Consider the following 24,244-nt stretch of genomic DNA (forward strand, 5'->3'; position numbering starts at 1 on the left):
TAAGGTTACGCTATAGTGATTTTTTACGAAAGGGAAATAACATGCGGTGGAAGACGGTTTTTACGGTAATAGCGGCTATCTTTGCCGTCATCGCCGCACTCGTCTGGTTTTACCGTGATGATATATTTCAACATATTCAAGACCCAGGACAACCCTTTCAAACGTATAAAAGACCAATAGCTCCGAATTATGACAAAGTTGAGGCTTGGTTGACTTTGCCAGACTTATCTATTGATAGTTTTGAGGCCTCAGCAAAAGGGGATGTTTTTGTTGTGGTACCAAGCGTGTACCGCGGCGGTAAGCATTGGAATTTACCGAGTAATGATCTGAAAAGAAAGAACAAGTTAGAGTATATTGTTCGCCCTAATTACGTGACGCCCTATGCTGATGCGGGGCGTTTATTTGCTCCCTTTTATCGCCAAGCATCATTATACGCCTATATGACCCATCGCGAAGATGCGAGAATGGCCCAGAACCTTGCTTATCAGGACGTAAAACGCGCTTTTGAAGTTTTTATGGAAAACTCGCCACCAGAACGTCCGATTGTCTTGGTTGGTCATAATCAAGGCGCCAGTCATGTACAGCGTCTTTTGGCTGATTTTTTTGCAGGCAATGACAATACTGAAAACCTCAAACGGTTGGCCGTTGCTTATGTCATTGACTACCCATTAACGCGAAGTATTCTTGAGGGACCGCTTTCAGAAATCCCTGTCTGTAAAACAGAGGTGGAAACAAATTGCATTGTGGCATTTGGCGCTTTTGCTCCTAATGAAGGTGCTATAGCTGAACGATTTGGAACGCGCTTGCTTGCCCATAATGGTCAACAATATGAATCCGTAGAGGGTGAAGCATTGATTTGCGTAAACCCACTACTTTGGACACAAAGCGAAGATTATGCGCCTGCCCGTTTACACAAAGGCGGCGTCGCAGCGGAGGGATTAGATCCGGATATGCGCCCCGCAGCCTTACCAAGGCAAGTTGGTACGCAATGCCAAGATGGACTCTTGTTAATTGACAAGCCCCGTTCCCGCTCTTTGCGTCGCCCATTAAAAGTGGGTGGTAAGTTTCGCACCTTACCGTCAAATCTATTTTATGAAGACCTACGGCAAAACGCCAAAATTCGAGTTGAGACACTTTTACAGGACGGAAGCCTGCCTCGAAGAGCAAAGTTACTAGACGGATTCGAAGTGATAGATGTTATAGACAGCCCAGTTAGTGAAATCGTTGATGTTAAACCTCAGGAGAACTGATTCTATTTCTCTATTTTCATGGAAAGTCTCACTTTCATTTGAAATACTATAGATTTTCCTGATGTTTTCAGGCAATTCTGACGAATAAAATATGGCGAAGGAGCCAACTATGATTGCCAAATCCGTATTGGACTTAATTGGAAACACCCCTCTCATTCGGCTTAAAGATGCGTCAGAGATGACAGGCTGTGAAATTCTTGGAAAAGCGGAATTCCTCAACCCAGGTCAATCTGTCAAAGATAGAGCAGCCCTATCCATCATTCGCCATGCCGAAAAGTCGGGTGCATTGCGCCCTGGCGGCGTCGTTGTCGAAGGGACAGCTGGTAATACGGGAATCGGCCTAGCTATGGTTTGTGCTGCCTTGGGATATCGCTGCAAAATCGTAATGCCCCGTACACAAAGCCAAGAGAAAAAGGATTCAATCAAGCTCTTGGGGGCGGAATTAATCGAAGTAGACGCTTTACCTTATTCTAATCCAGGAAATTACATCCATACATCGCAGAGATTGGCCGAAGAATTGGCTGAAACAGAACCTAACGGTGCTTTATGGGCCAATCAATTTGACAATGTTGCCAACCGCCAAGCCCATATAGACTCCACGGGGCCAGAGATTTATGAGCAAACAGATGGTAAAGTCGATGGCTTTATATGTGCAATTGGCTCAGGCGGTACACTCGCAGGGGTGTCTATGGCGCTAAAATCACGAAACCCAGACATTCAAATTGGCGTAGCCGACCCATTAGGTTCAAAGATGTATTCTTACTATAAAAACGGTGAATTAGAGAGCCATGGTGACTCAGTCACCGAAGGTATAGGGCAAGGCAGAATTACTGCAAATTTATCAGGGGCAGTCGTAGATAGAGCCTATCAAATTGATGATGTTGAAGCTCTACAAATAATATTTGAACTCAATCAACTTGAAGGCATCTGCCTTGGAGGATCATCAGGAATTAATGTTGCCGGCGCTATTCACATGGCAAGAGATTTGGGGCCGGGCCACACGATTGTCACGGTTCTATGTGATTATGGTCAAAGGTATCAATCAAAAATCTATAATCCTGATTTTTTAAGATCTAAGAACCTCCCAGTACCCAATTGGTTGTGCTAAGTCACAAAGGACAAAATCAAGGTATGACCGAGAACACACAATCTGTCTGGACATCTGGATTAGTCAATGTCGACTGGCTTTCTTCCGAGCTTGGAAATCCAGAGCTCATTATACTTGACGGAACATGGTCTGTAACTCAGGGAGATGAAGGCTTACCTGCAGGCATAATACCGACGGCGCTAAAATTTGATTTATGTCATTTAAAAGCAGAAAGTCCACTTGGGGAGGCCTATCCCCCCAGTGACATTCTCCTCACTATGATACAATCCTTAGGCATTACAGAATCAGATAGTGTCGTAATTTATGATCGTCACGGCTTTTTTTCTGCCCCTCGTATTTGGTGGGTTTTGAAGTCACTGGGTCATGAGCGTGTCGCAGTATTACAAGGCGGTCTTCCTGCATGGATATCCGCGGGACACGACACCATGAAAACCCACGCTCTGCCAAAACCCCAGTCTCGCTACACAGCGTCTCCGTCATTGGTCGCGGGAGCAACTCTTCAATCTGTTTTGACCGCAGGTGAACAAAACATTCAAATTGTCGATGCTCGTTCCGCTGATAGGTTTTTCGGACGCGTAAAAGAACCACGTCCAAATTTAAAATCTGGCCATATTCCGAACTCAATCTCGCTTCCCCTTAAGTCCTTACAAGATGAGTTCGGAGATGTGCTCACTGGCAAGCAATTGGTCTCAGTCTTTATTTCTGCTGGAATAGATATGTCACGCCCAATTATTACGACATGCGGCTCTGGTGTCACTGCAGCAGCGCTTGCGTTACTTTTTCATTCGGTCGGAAAGATGGATGTTGCAGTCTATAGCGGGTCTTGGTCAGAATATGGCGCTACCGATAATCCAGTGGAAACAGAATGAAACGTGAAACACAATTTACCCATTTAGGGCGCCCCAAAGCAGGACTAGGTACGGCTGTAAACCCTTCAGTTACTCGGGCATCAACTTTACTTTTTAATGACGCTAAAGATCTTTATAGATCTGATGTTAGGGGATACGGGCGTCACGGAGCAGAAGTTCATGACGCATTGGCCGAGATGTTCACACATCTTGAAGGCGGCGCTGGAACCACGCTTTTCCCATCAGGCTTGATGGCCTGCACACTTCCAATTTTGTCACAAGTTAAAACAGGTGACCACGTTCTACTAACAGACTCCTCTTACGGGCCGACGCGAAATTTTTGTTTTACTAGTCTCAAAAATATGGGCATTGAAGTGGATTGCTATGACCCGCGTATAGGGGCAAAAATTCAAAGCCTCGTAAAACCTAATACTAAACTTATCATACTTGAAAGTCCTGGCTCTCTTACATTTGAAATTCAAGACATTCCTGCCATCACGGCAGTAGCAAAAACAATGGGTGTCACCACCTTAATTGACAATACTTGGTCTGCGGGCCTCGTACTCTCACCTTTAGCTCTTGGCGTAGATATATCTTGCCATGCAGCGACCAAATATTTTGGCGGTCATAGCGACGTGATGTACGGCGCTGCAATTGCAGCAGACAAACAAACGGCTAAAACGATTGCGCAAACAGCCAAAAATTTTGGGAATGCTAGCTCTCCTGATGATGCTTATCAAATTTTGCGAGGCTTTCGAACCGTTATGCACCGATTCAAGCACCAAGAATCAAGTGCCTTGGCTTTAGCAAAGTGGCTTGATACGCGTGAAGAAATTCAATCAGTTTTACATCCGGCCTTAGAAAGTCATCCCGACCATTCAATTTGGAAAAGAGACTTTACAGGTTCAGGCTGTATATTCAGCGTTGTGATGCAAAAGGTTAGCAGTAAAAAAATAGAAGCCTTCATAAATGCACTGAAGATTTTTGGTATAGGCTACTCTTATGGCGGGTTTGAGAGCCTAGCGATACAATGTGATCCACAATTAAGGCGAGAAACCGCTCAACCATTATCAGGCCCTCTTGTACGTTTCGCATGTGGCCTAGAAAATGTTGACGATCTCAAAGGCGATATAGAACAAGCTCTTGTGGCACTTACTTAAATTGAAACGGTTTTGGCTAGGTGTTGTAACACTGCTCCTTTTTGGGGCCTTGGCATCGTGCTCTGGTACGCGCATTCTTATGCAACAGGCGTCCAATAAACCCAACCCAATTAAAGAACCCCTACCCGCTCTAATGCCTTATCAAGAGACTTTACGCCTGTTCGAACAGAATGTTTATGGTCCAATACCCATACTCTCTGACGTGGTGATTGTTGAAAAAAAACAGATTGCTAGAGAAGCATTTACAGAAAACGATACAGTTTGGCAGTGGAAAGTTGTTGCAGGTTACGGTTCAGAAAAACGAGTTTTCCATATTGTGTTAATCTCTAAAGAAGAGACTGAAAACTCACCATATATAATAGCGCAAAACTTTTGCCCAAACACAGCAACAGTTCCCATTGATGGCATTACGGCACCTAATAATGCTCATTTTGATTGCTCACAAGGTGGTATGATTGGCTCAATCTTTGGATATTTTTTCGGTCGATATATAACCGTATCCCCTTATAAAATGATATTAGATCGCGGTTATAATATAGCTCTGTTCTATCCCTCTGAATTTGTTCCAGATTCGCAATCTGACGCACCCGCAGTAACATCAAAACTTTTCAAGCACTCTGAATCAAAACCCGCTAATATTGCAATATGGGCAAGCCTATCTAATTGGCTCGCAGAGGAGCTTAAGACGGCTAATTCGCGAAGACCTGTTATTAGCTATGGTCACTCTCGTTTTGGGAAAACCGCCCTACTCTCTGCCGCCACTAGCCCGTATATAGACGGTGTGATTGCTCATCAATCAGGCACAGGAGGAGCCTCTATATTAAGAGATAGGACAGGAGAAAGCATAAAAGATGTCATGGCGAGTTATGCCCATTGGTTTACTCCAAAATTTTCTTCTTTCGCGGGTAAGGAGAACACTCTTCCTATAGACGCGCACAACCTCTTATCGCTTATTGCCCCAAAACCTATTCTACTAGGCAATGCGCGCCGGGATGTTTGGTCTGATCCTGAAGGCGCATTCGATGCGGCTATTGCTGCAACACCCGTTTGGAGAAAAGTTGGATTATCAGGTCTCACTGCTAAAAGGTTAGATCACTTCATACCCGAAGATGATATAGCGTTTTGGATGCGTCCTGGTACGCATGGTGTTGTCAAAGAGGATTGGCCAGCTTTTCTAGATTTTTTAGATGCCCACTTCGGTGGTTCTATTTCACCCCAATGAGTAAATATAAATCATAAAATTTGTTAGAGTTAAGAGAGTGGCAGGCCCAGTAGGACTCGAACCTACAACCTGCCGCTTAGAAGGCGGCTGCTCTATCCAGTTGAGCTATGGACCCTCTTAACGCTTACGAACCTTAGTGCGTCCAAGGCAATTTACGGTCATAACTGAAGTTATCAGCGTAAGACCGACGAATACGCTTTGTCTCACGTTTATCAATCACTCGATGTGGAATATTATTAGCTTTCGCGTATGATATTGCATCTTCCTGTGTATCAAACTTAAGTTCAACTTGTGAACGGGGGTCAACAGAACGTGTGTTCCCTGTCAAAGGGTCGATAATTGAAGGTGACTTCGTTACAAATTCTAGCACCCAAAAATGCGTTTTGGCTCGACCAGAGGTCATAGCAGACGGATTGGGTTGATAGATTTTAGCAAACATCAGATAAGCCTATATATCGAATAGCAACGTCATATCAGATTAGAACACTCTGTAAATCATATATCCCGATTAAAGGCAGAGTTAATCATAGATTTTACGTCACCCAATGTTTGAGATTTCGGTGCTGAGCGTTCTAATATTCGTTGCCGCATAATTGGCGTGATACCTTTGGCAGGTGAATGGCTCTGATTCTGTGCTGGTGAATTGCTCTGTGGCGACACATTTTCAAAACCCACGACATTTGTTTTGCGAGTTTCTAGACTTCGGTTTCTCCACCTTTCAAAAACCGTTTGCATAAAGGCAGGCGTAGTTGTGTCGCGCTTCCACAGGTCTGTAAATACAGCACTAGAGCTATGCGGCAAATAGGCTTCCGGTAATCGGTTTAGCAAAACACGCATCGGCAAATTCACGGCTTCACCAAAGACCATAGCCTCAGCCGTTCCCAATGATGGCAAGAATGACAGTAGTTCCGCGGCGCCATCAGGCACAGCAGCTTTAACGAAGTTTTGATCGACCTCATTTGACAAACGCATGGAAAATATAGTTGAGCACTGCGACAGTGTTGAAGGCTCTAGCTCTGAAGGTCTCTGCGAAACAATAGCGAGCGAAACCCCATATTTCCGTCCCTCTTTCGCAATTCGAGAAATAATACGGCGTGTAGACGCAAATCCTTGAGTCGCATCTCTTGGAATATATCGATGGGCCTCTTCACAAACCAACAAGATGGGGATTTTTCGCTCTGACCATGTGGCAAGTTCAAAGGCTAGGCGGCTCACTACGCTAACAACAATATTTAGGGCTTCAGAAGGAATGCTTGAGAAGTCTAAGATTGAAATAGGTTTTCCACGCACTGGCAGTCGGAAAATTCGCCCCAGTATATCCTCTATAGAGCGCGGAGATGCTTGGTTTTTAAAAATAAACTTATATCGCGGCTCCGACATGATACTCATGATACGGCGTTTTAGGCGTTTATAGGGGCCTAAATTAGAGGAATTCTCTAATTTCCCCATTTCATTATCGATTATCTTTAGAACGTCCCGAATTCGATAGGGGACAGGCGAATCAAGCGAAATGTGAGTCGCGCGCTGTAGCTCTGCCTCTATGTCATCAAGCTTCACCTGCGAAGAGATATCATTATTACGCTGAGCTCTATCAAATAAACGCTTCGCCTTTAGAATCACTTCATGAAGAACATCTTCCTCTTCAGTGGCATGATTAGGGATATCGCTGGTTAAAAGCTCAACAGTTTCCACAAAGTCGAACATCCATAGAGGTAAGTCTAGTGATTCAGAATTAATCACCTCCGCGCGATTTCCAAAACTTTTAGAATACTCATTATGAGGGTCAAAGAGGACAACATGACCTTGAGGACTCTCATTAAGAATAGCCTGCAAAACGAGCGCTACCGTACAAGATTTACCTGATCCCGTAGACCCGATGATCGCAAAATGTTTGGACAACAGGTCATTCGTACGTACTTTAGCGGTAATCGATTCATCCTGTTGCAAGTGCCCGATATCAATACATGATGCGTTTTCGCGGTTGAAAATGAGCTCCAAATCTTTCGGAGACATGTTGTAAACGGCTTCGTTCAAAACGGGAAACGTCCGTACCCCTCTAAAGAATTTAGTCTCTTTTGTGACGGGATTTGTCGAAATTTCACCAAGAATGTTCAGAGTTGCTAGGCAGCCGTCATTAAGGCCATCTTCATCTACAGCCCCGATTTTTAAGGAAGACACCATGGCGACAACAATAGAATTAGTCGTCAGAATCTTAAGAACCGTACCAATCTGTGTGTGATGCAAAAGGTTGTTTCGAATCACTGACTTGTTAATTGATATAACGGCAGCAGCTGACCCTACGGTTAAAACACGGCCAAGCTCTACGGGCTTATACTCCGCACGTTTAGCCGTTATTTTACCAGCGCTAAAACTAGGTGACATATGTCACACCCTTCTCAAATCAGTATTTGTCAACACTGATAACAAGATAGCGTTTATTAAAGGTTTACTAAAAAGCCGTGAATTGGTCATTCTATCCAATAAGGATAAAAATCATCAATATATTTCAATAAATTGGAAAAACTAAAACTTCTATGAGTGAAGTTAGAAAACAGCCCTTAACTAAGAGGAGCTTGATTTAATCCTTAGACAAAATGAAGAGACCATGGTCGGGGCGGCAAGATTCGAACTTGCGACCCCCTGTTCCCAAAACAGGTGCGCTACCAGACTGCGCTACGCCCCGAACATGGTGAACGAGCCTATTAAAGCCGCTAAAAAAAAATTCAAGCGCTTATGGTGCAGAATTACCAAAAAAAGTGTGTTTTATTGTATCTCCAGGCTGAATTCCTAATTCCAAAGAGCGCCCGCCTTTTAATTCCAGCACAGCAGCGACCACAGCCTCTGAAGAAGCGCTTCTTAATTTATAAGGTTGAGCCATATGTTCGATTTTTAAAATCTTACCATTTGAGCGTACAAATAAAATATCAAGAGGAATGGCGGTGTTTTTCATCCAAATAGTGGCAACTTTTGGCTCAGAGAATTCGAAAATCATGCCTGAGTTTTCGTCCATTTCTTCTCGGAACATCATGCCTCTGGCTTGCTGATCCAGCGTTTTAGCCTCTTCAACCATAAAGGTGTGTTCCCCAGATTGAGAGGTGATTGTGAGAGGCTGGGGAGCGCCAAAGTCAACGACATCATTCCGACTCGTCTGAGCAGATGCAGTTGCACCAAGAAGGGCCGCTAAAACAAAGCTTACAATAATTTTTTTCATGCCGTCACATAGCGAATTAAATCGCCAACGAAAAGCACATAATAACAGCTCTGTTCAGGAAAACTGATTGGCAGTCCCTAGGGGAATCGAACCCCTCTTTCCAGGTTGAAAACCTGGCGTCCTAACCGATAGACGAAGGGACCGCGTATCAGTCCGCGCGATATATAATTCTGTTTCAGAGTGCGCAAGTCCTATTTTCCAAAAATCACAGCGAATTTGATTTTTTTTCAAATTACCTATCAGATTAAGCAAAAACTCTACGGTTCAGCCCTCGCAATATCTAAAATATGGAAATCGGCAGAGACTCGGCCATTCCATTCATTGCGTTTAATTTGCCCCGCGATGTGAACAGGCTGATTCCCTCCGGTTAAAAGACTTTCCGAAAGACCGCTATCATCTGCACCAAAGGCCATTGCCCGAAGACTAGACCCATCACGACTTTTGATTTGCAGACGAATATGTGGGCCACCTTTGATACGTTCGGCATAATCAATGATAACATCTGAGAGAACGAAAACTGGTGACGGATTTCCTGCGCCAAATGGTGCCACTTCATTCAATATAGAAAGGCTATCTAGATTCACAGCCTTGGGGTGAATAATCGCATCTACCTTTAATCTTTGGTGTTTTTGGGCTTCTCTTACAGCCTCGGCTAGTTCTGCTTGCATAAACTTAGTAAATGGGACAATTTTTGACTCACTGACAGTAAGGCCGCCCGCCATTTCATGCCCGCCTCCTGACAGTAACAAGCCAGCAGATTTTGCTTTGGACAATGCTGCCCCCAAATTAACGCCCTTAATAGAGCGGCCAGACCCCTTCCCAACTCCGTCTTTGTCCACACCTATAACAAGGCATGGCTTATTAAACCGGTCTTTGATACGGCCCGCCACTATGCCAATAATTCCAGGATGCCAATTTTCCATTGATACTATTATAATAGAATTATCAATGTCTACTTTTTCAGCTTCCTGCATGGCTTCGGTTTGGATTTGATTCTGTATTGCCCTGCGTTCTTTATTAACCTGGTCCAATTCCGCAGCATGTGAATAGGCGAGTTGAGCATTCTCAGTGGAAAGTAACTCGGCCCCCATATGAGAAACTCCGATTCGCCCACCAGCATTAATACGCGGACCAAAACCAAAACCAGCATCACGGGTGGTAAAGGGCGGGGTCAAACCAGCAATATCGGCTAAAGCTTCGATTCCCGCCATATTTTGTTGAGACAAAACCTTTAAACCTTGAGAAACAATCGCCCTGTTTAACCCTACCAAAGGAACAACATCACAAACGGTCCCAAGTGCAGCTAAACCTAATAAATCAAGAGCCTTTACAGGAACCCTTAATCCTCGACGCCTCGCCTCACGGTTAAGTGCTACAACCGTCATGAAACAAACGCCTGCCGCGGCTAAGTTACCCAGACCAGATTCATCATCATGTCGGTTTGGGTTTACTATAGCTTTTGCCCTTGGGCGTGATTCGTCCATTAAATGATGATCAATGACCACGACCTCTAAGCCTATGTCTGTAGCATGCGAAAGCGCTTCATGTGCAGCTGCGCCGCAATCGACTGTAATCACTAACTCAATGCCACTAAGCTTTAATTTATCAAAAGCCGCCACAGAAGGACCATAGCCCTCTAGCAATCTATCAGGGACGTAGAGCGACCAAGTTTGGTCCATCCCTTTTGCCCATCTCAACAGCTGTGAGGCAGACGTTCCACCATCGACGTCATAATCTGCAAAAACGCATACATTACGCTTCTCGGTTATAGCCCTAAAGATTATCTGAACGGTTTCATCCATATCTTTGAGCGTAGAGGGGTCTGGCATTGCATCACGCAGTCGAGGACTAAGAAATTTGGCGACCTCTTCAGGCCCTATACCTCTACCTGCTAATAGACGCGCGGTTAAGGCAGGGATGTCAGTTGATTTTAAGAGGGTTTCAACCTCTGCTTCTTCGGCCCGATAGACCCAAGACTGCTTTCGAACTGACTGAGAAACGCCCAATAATGCCGTTTTACTAAGGTTCGTATTGTCCATCAAAGAATACCATTAATCATCAATGAGACTACATTTAACCTTATTGCCATCAAACATCCTCACAGGCGTGAAATATTACTAGAAGAACCGATTCAATTAGTTGAACCTATTTCTTGATAAGCGTGATGAATTCTATTCAACCAAATTTTCAATATCTGACGAAAGGAACTGTTTAATATTCCGAGCGGCTTGACGAATTCTTTGCTCATTTTCTACTAAGGCAATACGTACATAGCCCTCACCATTAGGGCCGAAACCATTTCCGGGCGATACCGCAACGCCAGCTTCTTTCATTAAGAGCTTACAAAACTCAACAGACCCCAGATGGGCGAATTTAGGCGGCAATGGCGCCCATGTAAACATAGAGGCATCTGGGGACGGAACATCCCACCCTGCCCTTTTGAAACTTTCCACGACGACATCTCGGCGTCGCTTATAAATTTCACGCGCATCTTCAACAACATCTTGCGGACCATCAAGCGCCGCGCAGGCCGCGACTTGAATTGGTGTAAATGCCCCATAGTCCAAATAGGACTTAACCCGTGCTAAAGCCCCGATTAGGCGCTTGGAACCGACAGCAAATCCCATACGCCACCCCGCCATAGAGTAGGTTTTTGATAATGATGTCGTCTCGATTGCAAGAATATCTTCTTTAGCTCCTTTAACCTGGAAAATCGAAGGAGGAGGCGTATCAAAATAAATTTCTGAATATGCCAAGTCTGATAAAATTATAATATCATGCTCTTTAGCAATCGCGACAATTTCCTCATAAAAACTTAGGTCAGCAATTTGTCCTGTAGGGTTTGATGGAAAACAGACCACAATGGCCATTGGTGGCTTTTCCGCCTCAGCTAGAGCAGCCTTTACGCCTGCTAGGTATTCATCCGCAGTGATTGCTGGGATTCCTTGGATAACTGCGCCGGCTATAATAAATCCATAAGCATGGAGAGGATAAGACGGGTCAGGTGCATATATAACATCACCCGGCGCTGTGATTGCTTGCGCTAGGTTAGCAAACCCTTCTTTTGAACCTATCGTCGCGATGACTTCAGAATCTGCATCTAAATCAACATCGAATCGACGTTTATAATAACGGGAGCAAGCCTGCCGAAGCCCTTTAATTCCGCGGGATGCAGAATATCCAGTTGTCTTTGGTTTTTGCACCGTTTCAATAAGCTTATCGATGACATGCTGCGGCGTAGGTAAATCTGGGTTGCCAAATCCGAAATCAATAATGTCCATTCCACCAGCACGGAGTTCGGCTTTTAGTTTATTAACTTCCGCAAAAACATAAGGCGGCAATCGTTTGATTCTATAAAATTCTTCTGACTCAATCACGACCGCCCCCTATTGTGGATCATCAGCTTTGTAGGCTTGCGCCTGTGCTTTTAAAGATTGATATTGCTGTTCTAATTCTTCGGCGGTCATGGGCTGGTCCGTTTTAGGCACCTTAAACCCCTGCTTAATGACTAGCATCGAGTCGGCGGCATCATCCCAATCCGAGGCGGGCCGCGTATCCATTGGTATTTCAGGGGCCTCTTCTACTGATGGAATAGTTTGGTCGATGTTACGCGCCTCTTCTTCGAATTCAGAGCTACCCATGAAGTCAATATCAGGAAGATTAATAGAGGAACACGCAGACAGGCCTAAAACTAGGCATAAACCAAAACTTGATAAACGTAATTTTCGCAATGCCAACACATCAACCTCGATTCGGTAGTTCTAAGTTAAATTCAGATATGATGGTTATTAAGGCCAAGGTCACCTAAATTTAGACTCACACAGGAAGAAAACCATAACTTCACACTAAGGGAACAACGCTAACCCTGTCAGCCCCAAAGTTTCGTCCCACCCTTGAGAAAGGTTATAATTTTGCAAAGCTTGTCCAGAGGACCCTTTTGTTAAGTTATCAATTACAGCAACAACGATGGCTGTATTCGGGGTACGGTTATCAAACACATTCATATGGCAACGATTCGAACCGCGAACATGACGCGTTTGGGGAACTTCACCTTCATCCAACACGGAAATGAAACTCGAATTAGTATAACGTGCAAGCATCGCATTGCGTAAATCAGCAACAGTCTTGCCTGCCCTTAGCGTCACGACAGTTGTAGTAATCATACCTCGGTTCAAAGGCACCAGGTGTGGTGTCATGGTTACGCAGCTATCTTGACCGGAAATACGCTTAATAATTTGATCTATTTCGGGTGCATGACGGTGAGCCCCTACCCCATAGGCCTGCGCACCTTCCGCCAACTCTGTAAAGGACAGCCCCAAAGTCGCTTTGCGACCCGCCCCAGTGACCCCAGTAATGGCAGAAATCGGAAGTGACTTTGCATCAATAAGATCTTTTTCAAGGAGGGGCAATAATGGTAAAAGCGAACAAGTCGGGAAGCATCCAGGACAAGCAACTAACTCAGCCCCTTTTAAGTCCTCTATCGCCCACTCACTGAGCCCATAAACAGCCTCATCTAACAACGACGTAAAATTATGGGGCCGACCATATGTTGCCGCATAAAGTTCAGGATCACGTAGGCGGAAGTCCGCTGAAAGATCTATAACAGTTTCAACCTTTGGTAAAATTTGCGCAATGGTCTCTTGGCTAGCCCCATGAGGCAAGCAAGCAAAAGCCACATCAATATTAGACCAGTCTACATCATTCCAATCTTGTAAATCTGGCAAATTTAAATGAGAAATATTAGCGAAAACATCCCCTGCGCGCTCTCCGGCGCGGCTATGCCCCGTTAATGCAGCCACTTCTATTTTTGGGTGGTTTTGTATTAATCGAATAACCTCAACCCCCGTATATCCTGACGCTCCAAGAACCGCCGCTTTTTTAGATGTCGACATAGCTGACTCTCAAATAATTCAATGCAGAAAAAAAGCGCTCCAGTTTCCTGAAGCGCTCGATACATAGCAATATTGTGCTTGGTATATTCTTAACGCTTAGAGAACTGGAAGCTCTTACGGGCTTTCGCCTTACCATACTTCTTACGCTCAACAACGCGTGAGTCACGAGTAATAAAGCCTGCGGCCTTCAACGGACGACGCAATGCAGGTTCGTAATATGTCAGGGCTTTTGTAATGCCGTGGCGAACCGCCCCAGCTTGTCCTGATAACCCGCCGCCCTTTACAGTGGCAACAACATCGTAGGAATCAACACGATCAGAAACTTCGAAAGCCTGACGAATGATCAAACGAAGAACTGGACGAGCAAAGTAAACTTCTTGGTCACGACCGTTGACCGTTACTTTACCATTACCAGGCTTGATCCAGACGCGCGCAATAGAGTTTTTACGCTTACCTGTTGCATAGGCACGGCCAAGCTCATCAATCTTAGGCTCTGGCAATGCGGTGACATCAACTGCGCCAGCTTCGGCTGTCTTACCGTCCATGACATCTTTAAGGTCTGCAAGTGTTTGAGTTTCAGCCATGATTCTAGCCTCTCTTCACGTTTTTTGGGCTCATAGATTTAAAGTCGATGACTTCAGGGTTCTGAGCTTCATGTGGATGTTCTGCACCAGCGTAGACACGAAGGTTAGAGAGTTGTTTGCGAGCAAGCGGGCTCTCTTTTGGCAACATGCGCTGTACGGCTTTGCGAAGTACGCGATCAGGGAAGCGACCATCAAGGATCTTATCCGCTGTACGCTCTTTCAAACCACCTGGGTGACCAGTGTGCCAGTAATAAACTTTGTCATTACGCTTGTTACCTGTGAAGGCAACTTTTTCAGCGTTGATAACAATAACATTATCACCACAATCAATATGCGGCGTGTATGTTGGTAAATGTTTGCCGCGAAGGCGCATGGCGATAAACGTTGCCAAACGACCTGTGACGACATCTTCCGCATCGACGAGAATCCATTTCTTCTCAACTTCAGCGGTTTTCAAAAACTTTGTCGTTTTCATAATATCCTCTGTTCTCAACAGGACACATCCCATTGCTTAAGCGCGGCTCAATAGAGGAAGAAGGGTATATCGTCAATTCAATAATTCAGGCACCTACTGGAAATATTACAACAAAATCAACACCTTGAATAAAAGGTATTATATTACCGTACGAAATGTCGGCTTTTCCAAGCCATAGCAAGCGCCACGATAAAGACAAACACAGCAGAAAACTGATGTAGTAAAGCCAGCTTGATGTGAGCGGGGTCAAAATTGTCGCCTGACAACAACGTCATAATGCCTAAGCCCACCTGCCAGAACAAGATACCAAGCAACATAACTGAGATAGAGCGCATGTACTGAGACTTTCTCATACTGAAACACACCCAGAGTGCAAAACCGAACAAGATATAAGCTAAAAATCTATGGTTAAACTGAATTGCTGCCGTGTTTTCAAAAGCATTTAGCCATAGGGGAGACATAGCCCCATATCCTGCAGGGATAAAATCACCATCCATAAGAGGCCATTCATTATAACTACGGCCAGACTTCGTTCCCGCAACAAAGGCTCCTGCAATTATTTGGATAAAAACCATAACGCCCAACAGAGCCGTTCGCTTTTTATACTCAGCATGTATTTTAGTCGGTCGAAAACCATTATTATGACTTTTCCTAAGCCAATAAAGTACACCTAAGATGATAAAAGCCATGCCGAGATGTGTAGCTAATCTATAGTGACTAACATCTACCATGCCCTCTTGCAGGCCGCTGTGAACCATCCACCAGCCGATCGCGCCTTGAAGGCCAATCAAGACAAGAGGTAAAAGAAAGGGTCTAAAATTGCGTTTAGGGAGCTTTCGCCTAACGGTGAAATAAATAAACGGTAAAAGATATGCGAGGCCAATAATACGCCCTAACTGCCTATGTGCCCACTCCCAAAAATAAATGGCCTTAAAACCTGCCAAATCCATATCAGGATGTTCAGCCTCGAATTCGGGGATCAATTTATATTTTTCAAATTCAGCGAGCCATGCCTCATGTGATAACGGCGGAAGAGAACCACGAATGGGTGCCCATTCAGTAATAGATAGCCCCGAATTCGTTAATCGGGTCCCACCGCCGACGACGATGATTGCCATGACTAACAACATGACGACTAAAAGCCACACAGAAACACTTTTATTGGGTTTATCAAAATCTATCATAAGATGGATATAATCCCTTTTCCGAGGAATTCGCTGTGACATTTTTTCAGAGAAAAGAAAAGGACTGTCAGTTGAAAATGGTCGGAGTAGCAGGATTCGAACCTGCGACCCCTAAGCCCCCAGCTTAGTGCGCTACCGGACTGCGCTATACTCCGACACTTTCAGTGCGACGGCCTATAATGCGAGCCGGAGTGCAACGCAACAGCGGAATATGTCTTTTAAGATTTTGCACTGAATTGCCCCCACCGTGATTTGAGTGTTCTTAACCGCTCTAGAGCTTCTTCAAGGTCTTGTTTATGCTGAAGGGCTTCCGCACTTGGCGCTTGTTCAAGTGGCTGGGAAACAGGCGCTTCTGGAGCCGATATTGATGGTTTCTCTAATGAAATCTGTTCAGAGTCACGTTCAACAGTTTTAGCCTCCGGCTTTGTCTCAGGTGGCACACTCAAAGAGGATGCATCCTTTTCCAAATTCTTGTGCAGTTGTGTTGCGTTTTCTTTTCTCGGAGTCTGCTTTTTAATCCGCTCAGGGACTAAGATTGTGTCTTGAACTTTGCTCTCTTTAGCGGCCTTTTCAACTGATTGGCCTAATTCAATTATCCTAGCCGCCCCCTTCAACCGCATCAGTTTTTGAACATCCTTGATAGGATGCCCTTCATCATGAAGAAGAATTTTAATGCCTCTTAAAAGCTCAATATCTTCGGGACGGTAAAACCGCCGTCCTCCGCCTCGCTTAATAGGCTTTATTTGAGGAAATTTTGACTCCCAAAACCGCAAGACATGCGGTTGCAGATCCAGTTCTTCACCAGCTTCACTGATTGTTCTAAAGGCGCGTGTCGTCTTCGCTTGCATGGCTTTGGCCGATTCTATGACTTAACGAATCAGACTATATCACTTTTTTGGTGATAATGCCGAATCGACACGCTCTCTTAAGACTTGAGACGGCTTAAAGACGAGAACGCGACGAGATGTGATAGGTACTTCTTCACCAGTTTTTGGGTTGCGACCTATTCGCTCTTTCTTATCGCGCAGAGAAAATGTTCCAAACCCCGCAAGTTTGACGTTTTCTCCCTTCAAAAGGGCCTCACAGATATAATCTATAACAGATTCAACGAGTTCCGAGCTTTCTGTACGTGAAAGCCCGATTTCGCGATAGACCGCTTCCGCTAAATCTGCTCGGGTTACAGTCCCGGGATTTTGCATGTTCTCCACCATAGTTCTTTAGAGCAAATAACTACCTTACCGCGCAAGAGAATTCTTAATAGAAGTCCAGAATTTTATAAAATTTGCACTCAAATCCATCGGAAAAGGGCAATTAATATCTCAATAAAGCTGCACCCCAAGTAAATCCTCCTCCGAAAGCCTCTAACATCACGAGGTCTCCGCGCTTTATCCGGCCGTCTTCTACCGCACTTAACATCGCCAACGGTACAGAAGCCGCGGAAGTATTAGCATGTAGAGCCACTGTTGAGACAACTTGCTCCCGCTCAATTTTCAATCGCCGCGCCACTCCGTTTAAAATACGTTGGTTGGCTTGGTGAGGAACAAACCAATCAATTTCTGAGACCGCAATACCAGCTTTATCAGCACAGCTTTGCATCGCATCAGCTATTTCTGTAACGGCATGTTTAAACACCTGATTGCCAAGCATACGAAGTTTGCCAACCGTTTGTGTTTTAGACGGCCCTCCATCCACAAAGAGCATTTCACGATAGCGGCCATCAGATCGCATAAAACACTCTAAAACCCCATTATTATCAGTATCCTCAGCTTGAAATATAATCGCCCCTGCCCCGTCACCAAACAGAACACAAGTAGATCGATCTTCCCAATCAAGTATACGAGAAAATGTTTCTGCTCCAATCAATAACACCGTCTTAGCGGCACCCGACTGTATCATTGATGACACCACATTCACGCCATAAAGAAATCCGCTACAGACAGCTTGAAGGTCAAAGGCCGCACCGTGACGCATACCAAGACGCTCTTGTATAATTGTTGCAGTCGATGGGAATGTGTAGTCAGGTGTTGAGGTTGCCACGACTATCAGGTCAACGTCTTTTGCTGTCATACCTGCGTTATCTAATGCTCTACATGCAGCTTCATATCCAAGGTCGGAGGTCACCTGCCCTTCAGCAGCAATGTGACGTTGGTGAATTCCGGTCCGCTCTTTAATCCATTCATCACTGGTGTTTAAAGACGCATCTAAGTCCTCATTCTTGAGTATATGCTCTGGAAGGTAACCACCAATGCCTTTAATCACAGCCCGTTTCATCATCCAACAAATCCAATATTGTCATCTTCATCATGGAGCGCCTCGACTTCGCGCTCTATTTCTTCAAGGAAGTTACTCTCAGCAAGACCAATGGCGATATTAAGCGCGTTTGCGTAGCCAACCTTGTCGGTTCCCCCATGGCTTTTTATAACCGCTCCGTTAACGCCCAAAAGAACACCACCGTTCACCTTGCGGGGATCCATTCTCTTCTTGGCCTTCAGCAAAGCCATAGCATTAAGTGCTGACGTAAATTTTGACCAAATAGACCCCGCTAAGGCCTCTTTTAAGATTTTTTCTATGAACTTCGCTGTGCCCTCAGCAGCTTTAATTGTGATATTACCTGTAAACCCATCCGTGACAATTACATCGGCTTCACCGAGTGAAATATCATTGCCTTCCACAAAACCAATATAATTCAAACCAATATCGCTCTGAGTTAATCGTTCATGCGCAGCTTTAACCTGCGCATTTCCTTTTTGCTCCTCCACCCCTACATTCAAAAGGCCAATGGTCGGGGACTGAACATTGTATAGCGCTCGATAAAACGCGTCACCGAGGACAGCAAATTCTGATAATTGTGATGCGCTTGCTTCTACATTTGCTCCTACATCCAAAACAACGCAATTACTCCCCACCCTTGGCCAAGTCGCAATCAGCGCAGGACGCTGAATACCTGGCATTCGCTTAAGGATGACAATGGACATCGCCATTAATGCCCCAGTATTTCCAGCTGACAACACAATATTCGCCCGCTTTTCTTTTACAGCCAAAATACTATTCCAAAGACTACTGCCCTTACCCTTCCTCATTGCCTGAGAGGGTTTTTCATCCATAGAGACTGACAATTCTGTATGACAAACTTCTGACCGTTCACGTGTAAGCGGCGCTTTTTTTAATAAAGCGTCGATTCGCGGTTGGTCACCATGAAGCAAAAAGCGGGCGCGCCGCCCCTTTCCCTCATGTTTTAAAAAATATTCTATTCCGTGTATAACGACGTCTGGCGCATCATCGCCACCCATCGCATCCACAGAAACCACTAAACCATCCAGCATCGTGTTCCTTTATGTCTTGGTCTCGGCGTATAGCGGAGAGAAAAGCATATTTCTAATCATTATTAGAGATAGCTAAAGTTCACTACCACTTCACCTTACAAAGATGGAAAAATAAACTTGCCCAAAGCTATTTCACCTAAGGAGTATGAAGAAAATGCCTCCCTCGATTCAGTTACATACTGATCAAGCGTTCGGCAAAATTCAGAATCAAACAGGGTTAGCGACTTAGCAGATTCATTGTCATTAGGTTTTGAAGCATGAAAAGCGCTTGCAACATTTGAAAATGTATTGTTTTCAAACCCTTCAGAGTAAGCCTTCACACGAGTGTAGAACAGGCTAATCATAGGTTTGATGCGTTTTTTGACACCGGTGTCTGATAATCCTTGCTCTCTTAAAGCAATTTCAAAGTCATCCTTCATATAGTCAAATAAGGCTTGAGATAGATGCGCCCCATTAGAATCAAAACGCCTTAGAGTTTCTAAAACGAAAGCCATGTGTAGAGTCAAAACATCTATACGGCCATCATAGTTATCTGGGAAACGGCCCTCTCCAAAAAAAACAGGAAGCCTAGATTGCTCCATTAAGCGAGTATAGATAGTTTCTGCATCCCGTTTCACGGGATCTCTTCGACTAAATATTCTGGAGAGGAAACTCATAATTCTAACCTATGTTTAACACAGTATCTGTCTTGCTACTTTGTTGTAGTTTAGCTAGGTCTTAGCGCGTTCTAATAGAAGTAAAAGTGGCTTTATGACCTCTACCATTTTAAAACCAGTTTGTTTCGGCTTAGCAGCCATCACACTCATGGCATGTAACCCTATCCTACGAACACATGGGTATGTTCCAACAGAAGACAAGCCTCAGGCTGTCAACCCAGAGACAGACACGAAGGCTAGCGTTCTCGCACGATTAGGAAACCCTTCAGTAAAATCTACCTTTGATGAAGATATTGCAGAAGACACTTGGTTCTATATGAACTCTGTACGTCAGCGTTATGCCTATCTACGACCTCAAATTGAAGAACGCTCCATCACTGCGATCACGTTTGATGAAGATGGCCAAGTCACAGAAGTCGCTGAATATGGTATTGAAGACGGTCAATATGTGAATTACGTCAACCGCGAGACACCTACCCGTGGCCGAGAGCTTTCAGTGCTTGAACAAATTTTTGGTACAATTGGGCGTCTACCCACGGACAGAATTGGCGGCAATCAAGACATTCCTGGCGGAGCAGGTGGCCCAGGAGGTTAGTGACTATAGCCGTGCTTCGTAATAGCCACAGGCTGACCATTCATTCCTACACAGTTTAACCCACTACCTTCTGTCACGCGGCCGATCTTTGTGACTCTAAGGCCAATAGCCTTTGCTGCATCTTGAATAGCGTGCGAATGTTTTGACGGAGCCGTAAATAAAAGCTCATAGTCATCCCCTGCACTACTAAGCCTCATGCGTCTTTCTTCTTCATCCCCAGCTAAACACCATTTTTGGCTAGCCTCACTTAGAGGCACGCACGAAAGAAAGAGTTCAATTCGAAGGTTACTCGCATTCGCGATGTGTAAGGCTTCAGAAAACACGCCATCAGAGATATCTGCGCATGCATTCGCATAAAGGCGCAAACTATCTACGAAACTCAAACGTGGGACTGGAAAGCGAAAAGATTCCTCCCAATAATGAGCCTCTTCAGAGGAAGGCATATAGGCCTTCAAGTCGTCATTTTGTAATGCCACCATTAATCCTAAGTGAGCATCCCCAATATTCCCACTCGCCCAAACAATATCACCAAGTTCTGCACCAGAACGCCGCACCATTGCCCCAGAAGGAACGCCCCCCAAGAGTGTTGCTGAAATTGTCATAGGGCCATCAATCCTAACTGTGTCGCCTCCGAATAATTTGAAGTTATAAGCAGATTGTATATTCGCGAGGCCTTGGGCAAAATCGCGCATGCAATCCGTTAAGCTCGATGCGTTCAGATGTTTCGGCCACGCCGTGGATAATAGGTAGCCTACAGGACGAGCGCCTTTTGCCGCTAGGTCTGAGAGATTAACGGCGAGCAATCTCTGAGCCGTGTCAGCTCCGTACTCACCTTCTAAAAAATGAACCCCCTCAACGAGTGTATCTTTGGTAAGAATCAAATCTTGTCCCGCTGGAGGCGTATAAAGAGCAGCATCATCTTCTAAATTCAAACCTTCTTTGCCGACTAAAGGGGCAAGGAAGCTTTTAATCCAATCAAATTCTTTCAAGACGAGCCTGACTCATTAGAAGTATCAGCAATAGGCGCAGCTCCGACCAAGCCAAATTCAGAGGCTCTTACCTCCTTGGCAATCTTGTCTAAAATTGAATTGACCATTCCAGGCTCTTTACCGTCAAAGAAGTCGGCCGCGATTGATACATATTCATTGATAATAACTAAGGCGGGTACGTCTGGACGGCGCATAATCTCAAAGGCGCTCGCTCGAAGTAAACTACGCAAGGTCAAATCTAGTCGACGTAGTGGCCATTTCTCAGGCAATAGAGTACTAATTTTCGTATCAATGGCATTTTGAGAACCAACTACTCCCTCAATGACTTCTTCAAAAAAGTTTTCGTCGACTTGGACAACATCAGACTCATCATTGTAACCAAAACGGTGGTTTCTAAATTCACGCACCACCGTTTTAAATGGCGCATTTGCTACATCCATCTGATATAACGCCTGAACTATCGCAATACGCGCCGCACGGCGGAATTTCGGGTTGGCGCCGCTCATTATGTTTTCTTTTCCGCGGGTTTTTCTGCCAAAGCTTTGCGAACGTTTATCATTTTTATGACTGCATTTGCAGCAAAACCACCCTTATCCTTTTGGTCAACTTTCGCCCTTGCCCAAGCCTGTTCTTCATTCTCAACAGTGATAATTCCATTGCCAATTACGAGACATTTATCGATAGCAAGATCCATAAGTGCACGGGCTGACTCACCGCAGACATAATCATAATGGGTGGTTTCCCCCCGAATGACGCAGCCTAGCCCTACATAACCATCGTAATCTCTTTCACCTGCCTCTGCATATGCAATGGCGTGAGGAATTTCCAAGGCTCCAGGCACTGTTAATTTCGTGATTTTTGCACCTACCTTTTGTAAGGCCGCTACAGCTCCCTCAAGCAGAGAATCCGAAATATCTTCGTAATACCGAGCTTCAATGATTAGAATATTCATTTAACGACCTTTTCCGCCACTAAGAGGCTGAATGCCAACCAGTTCAAGGTCATACGCTTCAAGCCCTATTAACTTAGGCATTCTATCTGTAATCACGCGCATTTTATGCACGCCTAAATCTGCGAGGATTTGTGCACCCACACCATATTCCCTTATATTTTGCTCTTTTCGATCAATAGAGGATTTATGTGCTCCTAAGCGCTCTAGCAGAGTGTTAATCGAGCCCTCTCGAATGAGAACCAAGACTGCATGTCCATCATAGGCTGCCAAATCTTTCATTGCATGCCAAATCAACCCAGAACGCGGACTGTCTTCGTACAGGATATCGCCAGCGAAATCGACCTTATGCACACGTACTAAGGTCTCTTTATTTGCATCAGGTTCACCGCGGCTCAGCGCAACATGCTCTAACCCGTCCAAAAAGTTACGATATACATGAATATTAAACTTGTCATTATTTTGAGAGGTAAACTCAGAGGTCGCAATATGTTTTACGAAATGATCTTTACGCATCCGATAAGCGACCAAGTCTTCGATAGTGCCTATTTTTAAACCATGAAATTGCGCAAATTTTACGAGATCATCAAGACGGGCCATAGTGCCGTCATCATTCATAATTTCGCAGATTACAGCTGAAGGGTTTAAACCAGCCATACGGGAAATATCAACGGATGCCTCAGTATGTCCTGTTCGGACTAATACGCCACCATCTTTGGCGATTAATGGAAACATGTGACCTGGCGTGACTATATCATCAGTCCGGCTATCTGGGTCTATGGCGACTTGAATTGTCCGAGAACGGTCTCCTGCACTTATGCCTGTTGTAACACCTTCGCGTGCCTCGATGGATTGCGTAAAAGCCGTTTCAAAACGCGAGCCATTATTTTTATTTTGCGGTTCCAAACCAAGCTGAGCGGCCCGCTCTTCCTCCAATGACAAGCAAATCAACCCACGACCATATTTCGCCATAAAATTCACAGCATCAGGCGTTGCGAATTGGGCCGGTATAATGAGATCGCCTTCATTTTCGCGATCCTCAGCATCCACCAAAATATACATACGACCATTTCGCGCATCCTCAATAATCTCTTCTGGGGTTGCGAGATTATATACGTCTTGAAATGTCGCAGTATTTACTTCGCTCACGATTTGTCTCTCATTTGTGACAGGTAACGCGCCACATAGCGGGCTATTAAGTCAATTTCCAGATTTACTTTGTCCCCAGGCTGTAATTGTCCCAAAGTTGTAACTTCGGCCGTATGAGGAATGATATTTACGCTGAATTGAGCATCTTCAACCATATTCACTGTCAGTGAAACACCATCAATAGTAATTGAGCCTTTCGGAGCAATGGTTGCCATAAGGTCCGCTGGGGCCTGGAAAGTGAGTTTTAATGACCCAGCCAACGCCTCTCTACTTATGAGTTCTCCAACTTGATCAACATGACCACTTACGAGATGCCCACCAAGCTCATCAGCAGCCGTCATAGCGCGCTCAAGATTGATTTTATGCCCGACCTTCCAATCACTGAGCGTTGTCTTGTCCAAACTTTCATCCGAAACATCAAAGGCATAGCGGCACCCTTCAGCTGTTTGCTCTTTCTCAACAACAGTCATGCACGCCCCTGAATGGGCAATAGAAGCTCCAATTAAAATGCTTTCACAGTCATACTGGCTTTCTACAACCATACGCGTATCACCCCATTCAGATCGCTCTCCTGTCTGATCTCGATCCACTCGTACCAGAGTACCAATTCCTGTTATAATTCCTGTGAACATAATGCCTTAAACCATTG

General features: G+C 44.8%; 26 protein-coding genes and 4 tRNA genes. 6 read left to right on the forward strand and 24 right to left on the reverse strand.

What is annotated here, in order from left to right; translation table 11 throughout:
* Positions 1–41 precede the first annotated feature (41 nt).
* From DES40_RS03570 to DES40_RS03590, 5 genes are all read left to right on the forward strand, one after another.
* Positions 42–1,250: a DUF3089 domain-containing protein gene (locus DES40_RS03570; RefSeq protein WP_121099180.1), complete on the forward strand. Its 1,209-nt coding sequence runs from the start codon at positions 42–44 to the stop codon at positions 1,248–1,250.
* Positions 1,251–1,359: 109 nt separating this feature from the next.
* Positions 1,360–2,358 carry a cysteine synthase A gene (locus DES40_RS03575; RefSeq protein ID WP_121099181.1) on the forward strand — a complete coding sequence of 333 codons (999 nt, stop codon included), beginning with the start codon at positions 1,360–1,362 and terminating at the stop codon, positions 2,356–2,358.
* 23 nt (positions 2,359–2,381) lie between these two features.
* Positions 2,382–3,227 carry a sulfurtransferase gene (locus DES40_RS03580; protein WP_121099182.1) on the forward strand — a complete coding sequence of 282 codons (846 nt, stop codon included), beginning with the start codon at positions 2,382–2,384 and terminating at the stop codon, positions 3,225–3,227.
* Positions 3,224–4,366: a cystathionine beta-lyase gene (gene metC / locus DES40_RS03585; protein WP_121099183.1), complete on the forward strand. Its 1,143-nt coding sequence runs from the start codon at positions 3,224–3,226 to the stop codon at positions 4,364–4,366. The genes DES40_RS03580 and metC overlap by 4 nt, the downstream gene beginning before the upstream one ends.
* 79 nt (positions 4,367–4,445) lie before the next feature.
* Positions 4,446–5,588 carry a glucuronyl esterase domain-containing protein gene (locus DES40_RS03590; protein ID WP_147405843.1) on the forward strand — a complete coding sequence of 381 codons (1,143 nt, stop codon included), beginning with the start codon at positions 4,446–4,448 and terminating at the stop codon, positions 5,586–5,588.
* Positions 5,589–5,626: 38 nt separating this feature from the next.
* On the opposite strand, the gene DES40_RS03595 is transcribed toward DES40_RS03590, so the two are convergent.
* From DES40_RS03595 to DES40_RS03685, 19 genes are all read right to left on the reverse strand, one after another.
* A tRNA-Arg gene (locus DES40_RS03595) sits at positions 5,627–5,703 on the reverse strand.
* Between the two features lie 18 nt (positions 5,704–5,721).
* Entirely contained in the window at positions 5,722–6,027 is a 306-nt protein-coding gene (locus DES40_RS03600) for an ETC complex I subunit (protein WP_121099185.1), read from the reverse strand.
* Between the two features lie 56 nt (positions 6,028–6,083).
* The gene (locus DES40_RS03605) at positions 6,084–7,970 is read right to left on the reverse strand and encodes an ATP-binding protein (protein WP_121099186.1); all 1,887 of its coding nucleotides are present in this window, start codon (positions 7,968–7,970) and stop codon (positions 6,084–6,086) included.
* A gap of 224 nt (positions 7,971–8,194) precedes the next feature.
* A tRNA-Pro gene (locus tag DES40_RS03610) sits at positions 8,195–8,271 on the reverse strand.
* Positions 8,272–8,319: 48 nt separating this feature from the next.
* Positions 8,320–8,799 (reverse strand): DUF192 domain-containing protein, encoded by a 480-nt coding sequence (locus DES40_RS03615; protein WP_121099187.1) that lies wholly within the window; start codon positions 8,797–8,799, stop codon positions 8,320–8,322.
* A 68-nt stretch (positions 8,800–8,867) separates the two neighbouring features.
* Positions 8,868–8,942, reverse strand: a tRNA-Glu gene (locus tag DES40_RS03620).
* A gap of 114 nt (positions 8,943–9,056) precedes the next feature.
* Positions 9,057–10,838 carry a single-stranded-DNA-specific exonuclease RecJ gene (recJ, locus tag DES40_RS03625; RefSeq protein WP_121099188.1) on the reverse strand — a complete coding sequence of 594 codons (1,782 nt, stop codon included), beginning with the start codon at positions 10,836–10,838 and terminating at the stop codon, positions 9,057–9,059.
* Positions 10,839–10,970: 132 nt separating this feature from the next.
* Positions 10,971–12,176 (reverse strand): LL-diaminopimelate aminotransferase, encoded by a 1,206-nt coding sequence (locus DES40_RS03630; RefSeq protein ID WP_233345389.1) that lies wholly within the window; start codon positions 12,174–12,176, stop codon positions 10,971–10,973.
* Between the two features lie 9 nt (positions 12,177–12,185).
* On the reverse strand, positions 12,186–12,539 hold the full coding sequence (locus tag DES40_RS03635; protein ID WP_121099189.1) for a hypothetical protein: 354 nt from the start codon (positions 12,537–12,539) through the stop codon (positions 12,186–12,188).
* 105 nt (positions 12,540–12,644) lie between these two features.
* Entirely contained in the window at positions 12,645–13,691 is a 1,047-nt protein-coding gene (argC, locus tag DES40_RS03640) for an N-acetyl-gamma-glutamyl-phosphate reductase (RefSeq protein WP_121099190.1), read from the reverse strand.
* 89 nt (positions 13,692–13,780) lie between these two features.
* Entirely contained in the window at positions 13,781–14,275 is a 495-nt protein-coding gene (gene rpsI, locus DES40_RS03645; RefSeq protein ID WP_121099191.1) for a 30S ribosomal protein S9, read from the reverse strand.
* Positions 14,276–14,279: 4 nt separating this feature from the next.
* Positions 14,280–14,750, reverse strand: coding sequence for a 50S ribosomal protein L13 (gene rplM, locus DES40_RS03650; RefSeq protein ID WP_121099192.1), 471 nt, complete (start codon positions 14,748–14,750; stop codon positions 14,280–14,282).
* A gap of 143 nt (positions 14,751–14,893) precedes the next feature.
* Positions 14,894–15,934 carry a COX15/CtaA family protein gene (locus DES40_RS03655; RefSeq protein WP_170144868.1) on the reverse strand — a complete coding sequence of 347 codons (1,041 nt, stop codon included), beginning with the start codon at positions 15,932–15,934 and terminating at the stop codon, positions 14,894–14,896.
* A gap of 78 nt (positions 15,935–16,012) precedes the next feature.
* Positions 16,013–16,089, reverse strand: a tRNA-Pro gene (locus DES40_RS03660).
* A gap of 63 nt (positions 16,090–16,152) precedes the next feature.
* Positions 16,153–16,782, reverse strand: a complete 630-nt coding sequence (locus DES40_RS03665; RefSeq protein WP_121099194.1) for a MerR family transcriptional regulator — start codon at positions 16,780–16,782, stop codon at positions 16,153–16,155.
* A 39-nt stretch (positions 16,783–16,821) separates the two neighbouring features.
* Positions 16,822–17,145 (reverse strand): integration host factor subunit alpha, encoded by a 324-nt coding sequence (locus tag DES40_RS03670; protein ID WP_233345390.1) that lies wholly within the window; start codon positions 17,143–17,145, stop codon positions 16,822–16,824.
* 100 nt (positions 17,146–17,245) lie between these two features.
* Positions 17,246–18,205, reverse strand: a complete 960-nt coding sequence (locus DES40_RS03675; protein ID WP_121100394.1) for a beta-ketoacyl-ACP synthase III — start codon at positions 18,203–18,205, stop codon at positions 17,246–17,248.
* Positions 18,205–19,257 carry a phosphate acyltransferase PlsX gene (gene plsX / locus DES40_RS03680; RefSeq protein ID WP_121099196.1) on the reverse strand — a complete coding sequence of 351 codons (1,053 nt, stop codon included), beginning with the start codon at positions 19,255–19,257 and terminating at the stop codon, positions 18,205–18,207. The genes DES40_RS03675 and plsX overlap by 1 nt, the downstream gene beginning before the upstream one ends.
* Before the next feature lie 95 nt (positions 19,258–19,352).
* A complete protein-coding gene (locus tag DES40_RS03685) occupies positions 19,353–19,874 on the reverse strand; it encodes a ubiquinol-cytochrome C chaperone family protein (protein ID WP_170144869.1) in 522 nt (173 codons plus the stop codon).
* 133 nt (positions 19,875–20,007) lie between these two features.
* On the opposite strand from DES40_RS03685, the gene DES40_RS03690 reads away from it, so the two are divergent.
* Positions 20,008–20,508 (forward strand): outer membrane protein assembly factor BamE, encoded by a 501-nt coding sequence (locus tag DES40_RS03690; RefSeq protein WP_121099198.1) that lies wholly within the window; start codon positions 20,008–20,010, stop codon positions 20,506–20,508.
* Here the strand turns inward: DES40_RS03690 and thiL are convergent.
* The 5 genes from thiL to DES40_RS03715 are packed head-to-tail and all read right to left on the reverse strand — an operon-like array spanning position 20,505 to position 24,227.
* Entirely contained in the window at positions 20,505–21,497 is a 993-nt protein-coding gene (gene thiL / locus DES40_RS03695) for a thiamine-phosphate kinase (protein ID WP_121099199.1), read from the reverse strand. The two genes, DES40_RS03690 and thiL, sit on opposite strands and share 4 nt — an antisense overlap.
* Complete coding sequence (gene nusB, locus DES40_RS03700; protein ID WP_121099200.1) at positions 21,494–22,003, reverse strand: transcription antitermination factor NusB; 510 nt, start codon at positions 22,001–22,003, stop codon at positions 21,494–21,496. The genes thiL and nusB overlap by 4 nt, the downstream gene beginning before the upstream one ends.
* On the reverse strand, positions 22,003–22,449 hold the full coding sequence (gene ribH / locus DES40_RS03705; RefSeq protein WP_121099201.1) for a 6,7-dimethyl-8-ribityllumazine synthase: 447 nt from the start codon (positions 22,447–22,449) through the stop codon (positions 22,003–22,005). Before ribH ends, nusB begins: the two co-directional genes overlap by 1 nt.
* Positions 22,450–23,595 (reverse strand): 3,4-dihydroxy-2-butanone-4-phosphate synthase, encoded by a 1,146-nt coding sequence (ribB, locus tag DES40_RS03710; RefSeq protein WP_121099202.1) that lies wholly within the window; start codon positions 23,593–23,595, stop codon positions 22,450–22,452. It abuts the gene before it with no gap.
* The gene (locus DES40_RS03715) at positions 23,592–24,227 is read right to left on the reverse strand and encodes a riboflavin synthase (RefSeq protein ID WP_121099203.1); all 636 of its coding nucleotides are present in this window, start codon (positions 24,225–24,227) and stop codon (positions 23,592–23,594) included. The genes ribB and DES40_RS03715 overlap by 4 nt, the downstream gene beginning before the upstream one ends.
* Positions 24,228–24,244: the final 17 nt, after the last annotated feature.

This window comes from Litorimonas taeanensis (genome assembly GCF_003634015.1).
GTDB lineage: Bacteria > Pseudomonadota > Alphaproteobacteria > Caulobacterales > Maricaulaceae > Litorimonas > Litorimonas taeanensis.

Coding starts and splice junctions, on each gene's coding strand:
- DES40_RS03570 (WP_121099180.1), top strand. CDS start 42: ATGCGGTGGAAGACGGTTTTTACGGTAATAGCGGCTATCTTTGCCGTC.
- DES40_RS03580 (WP_121099182.1), top strand. CDS start 2,382: ATGACCGAGAACACACAATCTGTCTGGACATCTGGATTAGTCAATGTC.
- argC (WP_121099190.1), bottom strand. CDS start 13,691: ATGTCGACATCTAAAAAAGCGGCGGTTCTTGGAGCGTCAGGATATACG.
- ribH (WP_121099201.1), bottom strand. CDS start 22,449: ATGAATATTCTAATCATTGAAGCTCGGTATTACGAAGATATTTCGGAT.
- DES40_RS03605 (WP_121099186.1), bottom strand. CDS start 7,970: ATGTCACCTAGTTTTAGCGCTGGTAAAATAACGGCTAAACGTGCGGAG.
- DES40_RS03675 (WP_121100394.1), bottom strand. CDS start 18,205: ATGAAACGGGCTGTGATTAAAGGCATTGGTGGTTACCTTCCAGAGCAT.
- rplM (WP_121099192.1), bottom strand. CDS start 14,750: ATGAAAACGACAAAGTTTTTGAAAACCGCTGAAGTTGAGAAGAAATGG.
- recJ (WP_121099188.1), bottom strand. CDS start 10,838: ATGGACAATACGAACCTTAGTAAAACGGCATTATTGGGCGTTTCTCAG.
- DES40_RS03670 (WP_233345390.1), bottom strand. CDS start 17,145: ATGGTGGAGAACATGCAAAATCCCGGGACTGTAACCCGAGCAGATTTA.
- nusB (WP_121099200.1), bottom strand. CDS start 22,003: ATGAGCGGCGCCAACCCGAAATTCCGCCGTGCGGCGCGTATTGCGATA.
- metC (WP_121099183.1), top strand. CDS start 3,224: ATGAAACGTGAAACACAATTTACCCATTTAGGGCGCCCCAAAGCAGGA.
- DES40_RS03615 (WP_121099187.1), bottom strand. CDS start 8,799: ATGAAAAAAATTATTGTAAGCTTTGTTTTAGCGGCCCTTCTTGGTGCA.
- DES40_RS03655 (WP_170144868.1), bottom strand. CDS start 15,934: ATGATAGATTTTGATAAACCCAATAAAAGTGTTTCTGTGTGGCTTTTA.
- rpsI (WP_121099191.1), bottom strand. CDS start 14,275: ATGGCTGAAACTCAAACACTTGCAGACCTTAAAGATGTCATGGACGGT.
- DES40_RS03575 (WP_121099181.1), top strand. CDS start 1,360: ATGATTGCCAAATCCGTATTGGACTTAATTGGAAACACCCCTCTCATT.
- DES40_RS03590 (WP_147405843.1), top strand. CDS start 4,446: ATGCAACAGGCGTCCAATAAACCCAACCCAATTAAAGAACCCCTACCC.
- DES40_RS03665 (WP_121099194.1), bottom strand. CDS start 16,782: ATGCAAGCGAAGACGACACGCGCCTTTAGAACAATCAGTGAAGCTGGT.
- DES40_RS03715 (WP_121099203.1), bottom strand. CDS start 24,227: ATGTTCACAGGAATTATAACAGGAATTGGTACTCTGGTACGAGTGGAT.
- DES40_RS03600 (WP_121099185.1), bottom strand. CDS start 6,027: ATGTTTGCTAAAATCTATCAACCCAATCCGTCTGCTATGACCTCTGGT.
- plsX (WP_121099196.1), bottom strand. CDS start 19,257: ATGCTGGATGGTTTAGTGGTTTCTGTGGATGCGATGGGTGGCGATGAT.
- DES40_RS03690 (WP_121099198.1), top strand. CDS start 20,008: ATGACCTCTACCATTTTAAAACCAGTTTGTTTCGGCTTAGCAGCCATC.